Below are 12,247 nucleotides of genomic sequence, written 5' to 3'. Positions count from 1 at the left end.
CAAGGAGAGGCTCCACCCGCATAACCATACCCGGGCCGCCGCCATAAGGCCTATCATCCACAGTACGGTGCCTGTCAGTTGTGTAATCGCGTGGATTAAAAAACTGAAATTTAACAATGCCGCTTGCTGTCGCCCTACGCGTTATGCCGTAATCTGTGATGGCGCCAAACATTTCTGGAAATAGCGTCACCACACCAACATGCAGCGCAGTAGCTGCATCCCGAGAATTACTACCGAGATCAACCACTAAAATTCAGGATCCCAGTCAACGCTCATCTCGCCAATAGCAAGATCAACAAGACCAACAACCTCACCCGGCAGATAAGGAACCAGGCGCTCTTTATCGTCAACCGCACCTACACAAGAAGCCACGATCAAGACGTCATTTGCGCCAGTCTCCATCAAACCCTTTACCTCGCCAAGCAAGGTTCTCCCGCCACCAAACTCAGTAAAGACTTTAAGCCCTATGAGTTGGTGCCAGTAATAATCACCGCCCTCCAAATTGGGCAGCTGTGCAACCTCAACCTCAATATTTGCCTTGCCATAAGCTTCAGCTTGATCACGATCATCACACCCTTTGATGTGGATAATCAGACCTTGTGGTCGAAATGCGTAATCGTCAATCTCTATTTCCTTCAAGCCATGTGCGGTTTTTAAAAACCAAGGCTTGTAGTTAATAATGTTTTCGGCGGGCTGTGTATTAGACTTGACCTTAAGCCAGCCTTTGACACCAAAAACACCCACCAAGCGGCCTACACCAATGCGACTACTCATAAGTTAGACCCAAACAGTGCAAAGCTTATGCAGCTTCAGCAGTCGCTTTGCTTGCATCTTTCAGCAAACGACTTACGCGATCAGACAACTGAGCACCGTTAGCTACCCAAAAATCAACACGTGCATTATCAACACGAAGGCGCTCTTCTTGGCCGCGAGCAATAGGGTTAAAAAAGCCAACACGCTCAAGGTAACGACCGTTACATGAGCTACGGCTATCGGTTACAGTCAAGTGGTAGAAAGGGCGCTTTTTAGAACCGCCACGCGCTAAACGAATGGTTACCATGTAAATAACTTCCAATTAATTGGTTTGAATAAGGTTTCGGGGCGAGTGATAAACACTTCAATCAACAGCTGTTTGAAAATTATCAAATACACACTTAGTAATAGTTGATAATTCGCAATAGCTGAATACACAGGTCCCACGAAAGGCGGCGCATTTTACTGAAAAGCATGCGCCGTGTATAGAGTTTGATCACTCATTTTTGTTTTTTTTGGAATTTAAACAATAAAGTCGAGTGATCATCATGGATTCAAAGCGCCAATTAGCGCATAGGTGGTAAGTTTCCAGCCCCACCACCCAACATTCCACTCATGCCGCGCATCATCTTAGCCATGCCGCCGCCCTTCATTTTTTTCATCATCTTAGCCATTTGCTTGTGCTGCTTAAGCAAACGATTTAAGTCTTGAATGTCAGTTCCAGACCCCATTGTAATGCGGCGCTTTCGCGAGCCATTTAGAACATCAGGATTACGGCGCTCGGCGGGCGTCATCGAGTTAATAATGGCGTCCATCTGCTTGAACTGCGACCCCACATTGGCCTGCTCAGCCATTTGCGCAACATTCCCCATACCGGGCAATTTCTCAAGCACAGAGGTCATTCCGCCCATGTTTTGCATTTGCTGAAGCTGATCCCTAAGATCCTCCAAATCAAACGACTTACCTTTTTTAACCTTTTGGACAAGCTTGTCGGCTTTTGCTTTATCTAAGGTAGACTCAGCCTGCTCTATAAGCGACATCACATCGCCCATTCCCAAAATACGCGACGCTAAACGCTCAGGATAGAAAGGCTCTAAGGCATCGACCTTTTCCCCCATACCCAAGAATTTAATAGGCTTGCCCGTTATATGCCGTACCGATAAGGCAGCCCCACCACGAGCATCGCCATCAGCCTTTGTTAAGACAATACCCGTCAGCGGTAGCGCTTCATCGAAAGCCTTGGCGGTATTAACAGCATCCTGACCAATCATTGCGTCAATCACAAACAGCGTTTCGATAGGATTAATGGCCGCATGAAGGCCTTTAATTTCATCCATCAACGCATCATCAATATGCAATCGTCCGGCAGTATCGACAATTACCACATCCGCAAAGCTCTTTTTGGCTTGTGCTATTGCGCCATTGGCAATATCAATTGGGGCCTGATCAGCACTGGAGGGGAAAAATTCAGCACCTACTTCTGCCGCTAACGTTTCTAGCTGCTTAATCGCGGCCGGGCGGTAAATATCCGCACTCACCACCAATACTTTTTTCTTTTCTTTCTCCTGCAGAAATTTTGCAAGCTTCGCAACCGATGTTGTTTTACCGGCCCCTTGTAGGCCCGCCATCAACACAACAGCAGGTGGCTTGGCCGCTAAGTTAAGAGTCTCGTTAGCTTCCCCCATTACCGCAGTTAATTCACTTTCTACGATTTTTAGGAACTGCTGCCCAGGATTGAGTGCGCGAGACACCTCCTGCCCCAGGGCGCGCTTGCGCACCTGATTAACAAAGACTTTAACAACAGGTAGCGCAACATCAGCCTCTAGCAGTGCTTTACGCACTTCGCGTAAAGTCCCCTGAATATTGTCGTGATTAAGGCGAGCCTTACCCGTGATTTTACTGAGCGATTGACTTAAACGGTCTGAAAGGTTCTGAAACATAAGCGCATCTTTTGCGGTATAAGAAAAATTTGGGGAGGAATTATAGCGGTATAGAGCACTAAAAACGACTCATCCGCAACTTTTGCACAATATAGCTTAAGACAGTGCTTGCCAAGCGACCTTTACAGCCACTAACCTAGCGCTCTTTTATACACGGATTGCAGCAAATCGCGCTATGCCTATTACACTTACTCTAGCCCTATACTGCTCTGCTTGGTTCTTATTGGTTCGCTCACTTAAGCAACGCCAAAGCCGTCCCCCACTTGTCGTACCAGTATTACTTGGGCTCGCTCTCGTCAGTCATGCTTACGGTGCTTATGGCCTTATTGTCACTGCATCAGGCTACGATTTCAGTTTATTCCGTATTGCACCGCTGTTTTTCTGGGTCGCCAATCTATTAGTTTTAGCCAGCAGCATTCGAAAACCACTTTACAACATGTTTGTGCTGCTACTGCCCTGCACAGCAATATCACTCCTGTGCGCACTCTTCTTTGCCAGCACAAGTCATAATGTTATTCAGCTTAGCAGCGGCGTGCTTGCACACATAGTGCTATCCATCTTTGCTTACAGCACGCTCACAATTGCGACCATTCACGCAATTATACTCTCCTACCAAAATCACCAACTGCATAATCGCCACGCCGGCGGCTTAGTGCGCTTATTACCGCCACTGCAAACCATGGAAGCGCTTTTGTTTGAGCTTTTATGGACTGGACAAATACTGCTTACTATTGCTATTGCCTCTGGCGCAATATTTGTCGACAACATGATGGCGCAACACTTGGCCCACAAAAGCGTTTTCGCAGCACTGGCGTGGCTCACCTACTCTGTTTTATTGTGGGGCCGACACCAGCTTGGCTGGCGCGGCAACATTGCTGTTCGCTGGACGCTCGCAGGCTTTGCCTTTTTAATACTGGCCTACTTTGGATCCAAGTTTGTACTTGAATTCCTTCTTAACACCTAAGTTAATTAGCCCCTGCCGACGAACATAATCCTGCCTAAAATGCGAACCGCACGCCAATGTATTCACGGGGTGCATATAGCCCTTGCACCGCCTACCTATCTAGTACAACATAGCCCGCTCAGTTTAAACGAGCCACACATCTCTTGGACGACATCCCCTTACAAGTGCTTTACATAGCGCTAGCAGTTTTACTAATTCTTTCAGCCTTCTTTTCCAGCTCTGAAACCGGCATGCTGTCGCTCAACCGCTACAGGCTGCGCCACCTCATTAAAAAACACCACAAAGGAGCGGTAAGGGCCGGCAAATTACTGGAACGCCCAGATCGCCTGCTCGGCGTTATTTTAATAGGTAACAACCTTGTCAATATTTACGCCACCGCAATTGTAACCGTCATTGGCGCGCGCCTTTACGGCGATGCAGGCGTTGCTATTGCCACCACGCTACTCACAATTGTGGTACTCATTTTTGCCGAAGTCACCCCAAAAACACTAGCAGCACTTTACCCAGAAAAAGTCGCATTCCCAGCAACCCTCATCCTTAAACCTTTACTGTGGACACTATACCCTGCAGTCTGGGTCATCAACGGCTTTTCGAACAGCTTAGTTCGCATGATTGGAGCCGACCCCACAGGAAAAACCGGAGGTGACCACCTTCACCCCGACGAACTTCGAACAGTGGTGGATGAAGCCGGCGATTTAATTCCCGACCAACACCAAGGCATGCTTCTTAATGTGCTCGATTTGGAAAAAGCTACGGTTGAAGACATTATGATTCCGCGTAACGAAATCATCGGTATTGACCTAGAAAACAGCATGGAAAGTACACTTGAGCTAATACGTACAACGGATTACACCCGCCTGCCTGTTTATGAAGGCGACATTAATAGTGTTGTTGGGGTTCTGCACATGCGTAAAGCCTCGCGTTTTTTACGTGGTGCTGACCACGATATTACCCAGCAAGATATTCGCGATCACATGTCTGCGCCCTACTTTGTGCCCGAATCAACCCCACTGCACATACAGCTAATGAACTTCCAAAAAGAGAAGCGTCGCCTTGCGATTGTCGTTGATGAATACGGCGAGGTTCAGGGTGCCGCTACCCTTGTTGATTTACTCGAAGAAATTGTCGGGGAGTTTAGTACTGACGGTAGCGATAGCACCGAAGAAGAGATTACAGACCTACACAACGGCTGGTACCTAATAGACGCCACCACCTCCATGCGTGACATCAATAAGCAATTAGGCTGGAAACTACCGACTGATGGCCCAAAAACAATCAACGGGCTAGCCTTTGAATATCTAGAGAGTATACCTGACGGCCCCTGCAGCTTTACCCTAAAGGGCTACCGCTTCGAGCTCACTCGCATTGGCGACACTATGATCGAATCAATGCAAGTTCACTCTTTAGAAGACGAGTAAGAGAAGAGCCTCCGATTAAACTTTCTGATTATGCGGGCAAGACTTCGCTAACTGACTTCGAAGATCAATCGCTTGCCCAGCAGGAACACCCCAACCCAACAATTGCTCATCCAACAACTCGACCAAAGCCTCAATATGCCCGGCATCGCTGTTAAGCGCAGGGATGTACTCAAACACCTTGCCACCAGCCTCTAGAAAATAGTCTCTATTTTCCTCGCCAATCTCCTCTATGGTTTCTAAGCAATCAGATGGAAACCCAGGGCACACAACCTGAACATGCTCCACACCCGATTGCGGCAATGCTTTAAGCGTATGGTCCGTATAGGGCTGCAGCCAAGGCTCGCGACCGAAGCGCGACTGAAAAGTCGTCATGTATTGCTCACTATCCAGCCCCAACTCTTCAGCAATTAAGCGCGATGTTTTTAAGCACTGGCAATGATAAGGGTCGCCATTATGCAAATATTTCAGCGGCACACCATGATACGAAAATAGCAGTTTCTGAGGGCGTTCATGGGCTTGCCAATACGTGCGGATACTATTTGCTACAGCTTTGATATAGGCCGGCTTATCGCAGTATTGATTAACAAAACGTAACTCCGGCAGCCAGCGGCGCTTACAAAAATCGGCCGCAATCGCATCGAAGGTGGAACCTGAAGTACTGCCCGAATATTGCGGATACATAGGTAACACAACCAACTTTCGCACCCCCTGCTGCAACATTTCATCAAGCACTTTAGCCATAGCTGGATTACCGTATCGCATCGCATACGCCACCACATACTGATCACCTTTCTCGGCAAAATGTGCGGCCAGTTTTTTCGCCTGCGCTGCGGTATGTACCGCTAATGGCGAGCCCTCTTCTGTCCAAACCCCCTTATAAGCTTTAGCTGATCGCGATGGTCGGATCCGTAAAATTACACCGTGCAGCACAAACTTCCATATCAGGCGAGGTACTTCAACCACGCGTGGATCGCCTAGAAATTCTGCCAAATATCGCCTTAGTGCCGATGCCGTTGGCGCATCTGGGGTACCGAGATTAGTGATCAAAATACCAATTTTATCGGCTTGATCGTGGGTAAAAGTATGTGGATTTTTATATTTCACATTACGCCCTTAAGGTATAAAAACATTCGATTAAGCACTCACTACGCACAAAGCCTAATTTAGGATCAAGCCACCGTAAAAAGACACCGAAAAACTAAGCACGCAAAGGTACACGCTAGCCGCAGCAAAACCAAGCAACGCGCACAGGGAATATGAATTATCACCAAACATCAATACTTTAGCGTCACTTCGTGAAAACGATGGTAGCGCCCAATAAACACCTTGTTGATCCTACTCACTGCGGTGCTGATATTCGGCCGTCACGATACATCTATCCGCCCACAAAGTCGGCTCGTATTGGTGCATCAACTGCTCAACCACATTAATAGCTTCAAGCTCTTTCATGTGGCTTAACGTACGCGCATGCTTACAACTGCATAAATAGCGAAAGGTTAAAGCAACAGCCAACAGTAAGCCTCGACGCTATTGAAGGTATTCACAGTTAAAATACAGCTGATAAGCTCAACTGAACACTTCGCCCAGGCCCGGCATGAATATGAGACCCTATCACCGCGGCTGCCTGATAGTCTTTATCCAGTAAGTTCCGGCCCACTAAGGCCGCCTTAACGTCTAACCCTTGCCATGCAAAACGGTAATCAACCGTACCATCCCATGTATTGTAGGCATTCAGCTTTTGCGTATTTTGAATATCAATAGAACGTTCACTAACATAATGGTAGCCGGCACTAAGACTCCAAGCACCAAGTTCGCGACGCGCAAAAAAACTGCCTGTTTGATCTGCCGCCATAACGGGGTAATGACCATCAAATTCACCGGAAACAATTCGTGGATCGATCCACGAAAAGGCCGCTAACATTTGCACATGATCAGACCACTGCCACGTCAAATCAGTTTCGACACCTTGCGACGCTTGAGAATGAAATAACGCGATTGCATCACTACTTAGCGCATCTCGATACAAATGGGCCACATTATCTTTTTGAATATCAAAAATTGCGACTGTGGCTGTTAAGCGGCCCTCAAACAACAGAGACTTTACACCCAACTCCCACTGCGCTGCGCTTTCTGGCGCCCCGGCCTGCAACCCCAAACCAGAAAGCCCGTAATTAATCGCCACGCTTTCACTATAATTCACAAAAAAAGAAGCCTCATCAACGGGCTGGTAAACCGCACCGAGCTGTAAAGCAATATCCCTATAGCTTTCAAGCGGCTGCTCAGCCTTGCCCAGTGCTCCTTGGTAATGACCCGATAAAAGAGAATAACGTAAACCCGCCGAAGACGACCAACGACGACTCCACTGTGAATGTAGCTGACCATAAACACCAACATCCTCATAAACCAAACGCTGAGAATAAGTATTTAAACTGCCCAAGGGACCTTTGGTCGCCAATAAATCATCAGCCAACCCCTGCAGGCGCTGAAGAAATAATGCTTCGGGTAAAGCACCTACTTGTTTAGGCGAGCGCGACTCTACGGTATAAGCTTGATAGTTATCGGCATAATATAGTTCCGCACCCAGCGTTACACGGTGCCTATGCTCACCAATAGAAACATCGCCATTTAATTCCCCACCAAAAGCCATCCCGGTTTCATGCGCTAGCTCATCATAAAGCCGCAATACCGTGCCAAATGCCAAACCATCACTACGCGACAATATGGGAATGGAAAGCTGACCGGCAATATTGAGCCATAAATCATCAAAACCAAAAGATTCTTGAGGCACCAAGGCCGAAGTTTGACTCAATACCCGCGTATCCGCACGAACACCATAACGGCTTTCATCATGCCAACGATAATATCCCGAAGCTCGCCACTGCGAATTAATATAGTGATTCAACGATGCGTGCAGCAATTGAGCGTCGGCTGTAAATTCCGGCCTTAAATACTGAACAGATTGCGCCAAGGTTCGCGAAGCTAGCAGATCCTCAAAATCATTCAAAATGGTGAAATCACGATTAATAGTTTGAGCAAAGTTTTGGTATTCATACTGAACATCCAGCACAGTATTCAAACCCGCATGCCAGCGCACCGAAGGCGAAAAAACCTGCCGCGTAATATCCTGCGCAACGCCATTTTCAGCCAAACTACTCACCGAATAAATAAGTCGAGCATCTAAGTCTTCACTCCATATATTAGCCATATTCGCATCCAGCGATAACTTACGCTGCTGCTCACTGCCCGCTGAAGCGCCACCGGCAAACTGCGTAACGTCCAAAGGTTTTTTACGGATCACGTTAGCTATACCGCCAGCATCAGCTTGCCCATAAAATAACGTCGACGGGCCTTTAAGCACTTCGATACGCTCAACATGCTCAGGCATCATTTGCACTGCCGTGGCATCGCTCAATTTATAACCATCTACGTGCAACGCTTGCCGAGGAAACCCTCGAATATAAAAATCATCATTACTCCCCGCAAAGCCATCTCCAGGCGTAATCCCGCTGATGTAACTTAAAACATCAAGCAACTGATTCGGAATAACATCTTGCATCAAAGCCTGCGGCACGAGTTGATGGACCCTTGAGGAATCAAACACTGACACACCATTGCGCAATTGAGAATTCACAATAGTCGGGTAGCGCGGCGAGATAAAGCGCCCCGTCACCACGACCTCCTCAAGTGCCACTACCTCAGGGTTAGCGGCAGCTAGCAGCTCAGGAACATCCATAATACCTAACGGCTCAATAATAAAAGCTTCCGACACTGCATCAAAACGCGCCTGTAATGATGCTTTCGCAATTAATAATGTCAGTGCCTTATCGGTATTGAATGGGCCAATAAGTGGTGTGGTGGTGTGCCCCTTTAACAGCGCATTATCAGCAATAACCGCAACATTAGCCTGTAAAGCAAACTCGACAAGCCCCTGTGTTAAAGACTGCTCTGGCAAATCAAAATAATGCACACCATTGAACGAACGCTCAGCCGCTAGACAATAAACTGAACAATAAAACGCAACACAAAAAACGACCGCGTACCGCATAACTCACGCCAAGTAAAAATAAAGAAATAAAGAAATAAAAGAATAAATACCCATCAAATAAAACTTATTGACTGACACTTATTCAGCAACAGGCATCAACACATAGGCTTTAGCTTGATTTTCGACACCCAACCCAACAGATTCCGCTAAGGCTTGCACCGTACGCCCAATATTATTGAGCGGTAACACAGCGGTAACCTCAATGCCGGCCAAACTAGGCTGCCCTAAAGAAATAGGTAATGGGCTATAGCGATTGAGTTCAGCAATCACATCAGCTAGCGGCTGAGCCTTAAAAATCAAGCGCTGTTGCCGCCAAGCTAAAGCATTAGCAGCATCAATATTTACGGGCAATAAACCCAGCGTCGTCGCCACCATAGATGATAATTGGTTCGCACTTAATATCTGACGCGATTTAAAAGCCGGGATAGTATTAATCGTCGTGATCTCAGGATTCAAAGCAACGCGCCCCTCAACCACGGTTACCGATGCATCCTTGCTCGCACGTAAGCGCTGAACACTAAAGCGCGTACCCAGTACACGAACAGAGCCGGCGGACGTCACCACATCAAACGGGCGCGCGCCTTCGGGCGCCACCGCAAAAAAAACCTCACCGTGGGCGAGCGAAGCCATGCGTCTTTCTTCATTAAAAAGTACGTCAATTTTTGTATCTGTATTCAGTATTAACTCACTGCCATCTGGAAGCGTTATGTTTTTTTGCTCTCCTATGGCGGTAGCATATTGCCATCGGCCTTGTTCAAGAGGGGCCTCCATCAACGGCCCCAGAACAATATAAGCAAAAAATATTACCGCACACGCAGCCAATCCGCTCCCCCACGCCCACCACGTATTATGCGAAACCTGATCCGTGGCTATGGGTGCTGAAGCGCCTTGGTTAAGCCGCTCAAATACATCCCCGCGCAACCACAACTGCTCGGCCTTCAAATATGCGGCTTGATGCTCTGGTGCCGCCTCCAACCACTCAAAGAAGTCTTGTTGTTGCTGCGCCGTCAACAGTGGGGAGTCCAATTTGGCCAACCAAGCTAGCGCCTCATGCATTGTTTTAGCAGTCATTGTTTTATCAGTCATTATCGCCGCCTCCCAACCGCACTATCGCAACACACAATATGGCAGCCGCTCTAACATTAAGACACCTCAACATGGATTAACCTCCGACGTTAATTCATCACGCAGGAACTTCAATACTTTAATGATGTGTTTTTCAACCGTGCTCACAGCAATGCCTCGCTCCAATGCAATTTCACTGTAGCTCTTACCTTGTAAGCGGCTCATCTCAAACGTAATACGGTATTTGTCGGGCAACGATTTCAATGCTCGCTGAACATGCTCAAGATCCATTTGCGCACTTACCTCGCGATCCAGTGAAACAGTCGCGGGGTCATCACCGGTTTGCTGAGCTAGGTAATCCACTTGATGGTTTGCGTGACGTAAACGATTCAACGCCAAATTGCTCGCAGCGCGATAGAGGTAAGCTTTAGGGTTATCTAGCTCGTCAATGTTTTCAACCTTCAAAAGGTTATGAAATGCGTCCTGCACTATATCTTCAGCGCTATCGGCATCACCAAACTTACGAGTAATAAAACGCTTTAATTCACGCTGGTACTGGTGAAACAAAGCGCCTACAAAAGAGATGCGCTTCAAAATTCAGGACAACCCTTTATCGTCAAATCATTCAGAGCCAATGCATTACCCCTCATGTAAAAAGCCATAAATCTCTTCAGCTAACTTACGACTCACACCATTCACCTTAGCCAAATCTTCCACGCTCGCTTTAGTGATTTCTTGTAAACCGCCAAAATGTTTGAGCATATCACGGCGGCGTTTTGGCCCTACACCGGGGATATCCTCGAGAGTAGAACGGCTGCGCTTTTTATCGCGAGCCGCTTTATGGCCAGTAATCGCAAAGCGATGCGCTTCGTCACGAATCTGCTGAATAAGATGCAACGCAGGACTATCGCTTGCCAACACTTTTTCGGTGTTGTCCTCCGCTATTAATATTTCAAAACCAGGCTTACGCGTTGTACCCTTCGCCACACCAAATAAAATAATACTCGTAATTCCCAGCTCAACCATAACTTCACGCGCCTTACTAAGCTGCCCCTTACCGCCATCAATCAATATTAAGTCAGGCAAGCCCGCACCCTCTTTTTGCAAGCGCGAATAACGGCGCATTAACGCTTGCTCCATCGCAGCGTAATCATCGCCTGCGGTTACACCCTCAATATTAAAACGTCGGTAACGACTTTTAACCGCGCCTTCGCGATTAAACACAACACAGCTGGCTTTAGTCTCTTCACCACTGCTGTGGCTGATATCAAAGCACTCTATCCAGCTCGGCGTTTCGGGCAACTTCAACGCTACCTGCAAGGCTTCAAAACGCGCAAGCGTATGCAGTTGCTGTCCTAATCGGTTACGCAAATTTTGGCTGGCCGCTTCAATCGCCATTGCCACCCAGCGAGCCCTGTGGGTACGAACACTGTGATTAATGATTAACTTATGGCCGCAGGCCTCACCAATTACCTGCTCCAACACTTCGGCATTCGCCACCGAATGGCTAACCACCACCTCGGTTGGCACATCCATTTTTCGCCCCCCAAGATACAATTGAGGAATAAACTGCGATATTAACTCGGCATTATCATCAGCCAGTTTATTGGTCAAAAAATAGCTTTTGCTTCCCAGCATTCGACCATCGCGCACAAACAATACATGCAAACAAGCTTGCTCGGCCTCACTGGCACACGCAATAATATCAGTGTTGCCATGCCCCGCCTCAACCGTGGTTTGGGCCTGCACAGTCCGCAATGCCATTATTTGATCTCGACTCAACACGGCCTGTTCAAAATTAAGCTCGGCCGATGCCTGCTCCATCTCCTTGGCGAGTTCTTGCTGTAATAATTCACTACGCCCCTCTAAAAACAACTGGGTATGACGAACATCCGCGCGGTAATCCTCCTTGCTAATGACCTCAACACAAGGGCCTGTGCATCGCCCAATTTGGTACTGCAAACAAGGGCGGGTACGATTATTAAACACACTGTCTTCGCACTGACGAACACGAAACGTTTTCTGCAAAAAAGCCAGGCTTTCACGCACCGCCGTCGCATTC

11 protein-coding genes and 1 pseudogene are annotated in these 12,247 nt (G+C 47.6%); 2 read left to right on the top strand and 10 right to left on the bottom strand.

Features of this window, described 5'->3' with window-relative positions; translation table 11 throughout:
• From AC3A8L_RS14625 to ffh, 4 genes and pseudogenes are all read right to left on the bottom strand, one after another.
• Positions 1-172, bottom strand: a pseudogene (locus tag AC3A8L_RS14625) (tRNA (guanosine(37)-N1)-methyltransferase TrmD); the annotation flags it as partial.
• Between the two features lie 74 nt (positions 173-246).
• Positions 247-774 carry a ribosome maturation factor RimM gene (rimM, locus tag AC3A8L_RS14620; RefSeq protein ID WP_487963008.1) on the bottom strand — a complete coding sequence of 176 codons (528 nt, stop codon included), beginning with the start codon at positions 772-774 and terminating at the stop codon, positions 247-249.
• A gap of 25 nt (positions 775-799) precedes the next feature.
• A complete protein-coding gene (rpsP, locus tag AC3A8L_RS14615) occupies positions 800-1,060 on the bottom strand; it encodes a 30S ribosomal protein S16 (RefSeq protein ID WP_487963007.1) in 261 nt (86 codons plus the stop codon).
• A 259-nt stretch (positions 1,061-1,319) separates the two neighbouring features.
• Complete coding sequence (gene ffh, locus AC3A8L_RS14610; protein WP_487963006.1) at positions 1,320-2,693, bottom strand: signal recognition particle protein; 1,374 nt, start codon at positions 2,691-2,693, stop codon at positions 1,320-1,322.
• A gap of 175 nt (positions 2,694-2,868) precedes the next feature.
• On the opposite strand from ffh, the gene AC3A8L_RS14605 reads away from it, so the two are divergent.
• Entirely contained in the window at positions 2,869-3,657 is a 789-nt protein-coding gene (locus AC3A8L_RS14605) for a cytochrome C assembly family protein (RefSeq protein ID WP_487963005.1), read from the top strand.
• A 143-nt stretch (positions 3,658-3,800) separates the two neighbouring features.
• On the top strand, positions 3,801-5,075 hold the full coding sequence (locus AC3A8L_RS14600; protein WP_487963004.1) for an HlyC/CorC family transporter: 1,275 nt from the start codon (positions 3,801-3,803) through the stop codon (positions 5,073-5,075).
• A 15-nt stretch (positions 5,076-5,090) separates the two neighbouring features.
• On the opposite strand, the gene hemH is transcribed toward AC3A8L_RS14600, so the two are convergent.
• The 6 genes from hemH to uvrC all read right to left on the bottom strand — a co-directional run.
• Positions 5,091-6,179, bottom strand: a complete 1,089-nt coding sequence (hemH, locus tag AC3A8L_RS14595) for a ferrochelatase (RefSeq protein WP_487963003.1) — start codon at positions 6,177-6,179, stop codon at positions 5,091-5,093.
• Positions 6,180-6,410: 231 nt separating this feature from the next.
• The gene (locus AC3A8L_RS14590) at positions 6,411-6,587 is read right to left on the bottom strand and encodes a hypothetical protein (protein ID WP_487963002.1); all 177 of its coding nucleotides are present in this window, start codon (positions 6,585-6,587) and stop codon (positions 6,411-6,413) included.
• A 34-nt stretch (positions 6,588-6,621) separates the two neighbouring features.
• On the bottom strand, positions 6,622-9,120 hold the full coding sequence (locus AC3A8L_RS14585) for a TonB-dependent receptor (RefSeq protein ID WP_487963001.1): 2,499 nt from the start codon (positions 9,118-9,120) through the stop codon (positions 6,622-6,624).
• A 78-nt stretch (positions 9,121-9,198) separates the two neighbouring features.
• Positions 9,199-10,206, bottom strand: coding sequence for a FecR family protein (locus AC3A8L_RS14580; protein ID WP_487963000.1), 1,008 nt, complete (start codon positions 10,204-10,206; stop codon positions 9,199-9,201).
• A 66-nt stretch (positions 10,207-10,272) separates the two neighbouring features.
• Positions 10,273-10,779 carry a sigma-70 family RNA polymerase sigma factor gene (locus AC3A8L_RS14575; RefSeq protein WP_487962999.1) on the bottom strand — a complete coding sequence of 169 codons (507 nt, stop codon included), beginning with the start codon at positions 10,777-10,779 and terminating at the stop codon, positions 10,273-10,275.
• A 45-nt stretch (positions 10,780-10,824) separates the two neighbouring features.
• On the bottom strand, positions 10,825-12,247 hold a 1,423-nt coding region (uvrC, locus tag AC3A8L_RS14570), incomplete at its 5' end, for an excinuclease ABC subunit UvrC (RefSeq protein ID WP_487962998.1).

Source organism: Marinagarivorans sp., assembly GCF_982758155.1.
Note: the sequence above shows the minus strand (reverse complement) of the source record. Positions and strands in the feature narration are given on the sequence as shown.

What these genes read in the sequence shown, in the direction of transcription:
- rimM (WP_487963008.1), bottom strand. Translation starts at nt 774, where the DNA reads ATGAGTAGTCGCATTGGTGTAGGCCGCTTGGTGGGTGTTTTTGGTGTC.
- rpsP (WP_487963007.1), bottom strand. Translation starts at nt 1,060, where the DNA reads ATGGTAACCATTCGTTTAGCGCGTGGCGGTTCTAAAAAGCGCCCTTTC.
- ffh (WP_487963006.1), bottom strand. Translation starts at nt 2,693, where the DNA reads ATGTTTCAGAACCTTTCAGACCGTTTAAGTCAATCGCTCAGTAAAATC.
- AC3A8L_RS14605 (WP_487963005.1), top strand. Translation starts at nt 2,869, where the DNA reads ATGCCTATTACACTTACTCTAGCCCTATACTGCTCTGCTTGGTTCTTA.
- AC3A8L_RS14585 (WP_487963001.1), bottom strand. Translation starts at nt 9,120, where the DNA reads ATGCGGTACGCGGTCGTTTTTTGTGTTGCGTTTTATTGTTCAGTTTAT.
- AC3A8L_RS14580 (WP_487963000.1), bottom strand. Translation starts at nt 10,206, where the DNA reads ATGACTGATAAAACAATGACTGCTAAAACAATGCATGAGGCGCTAGCT.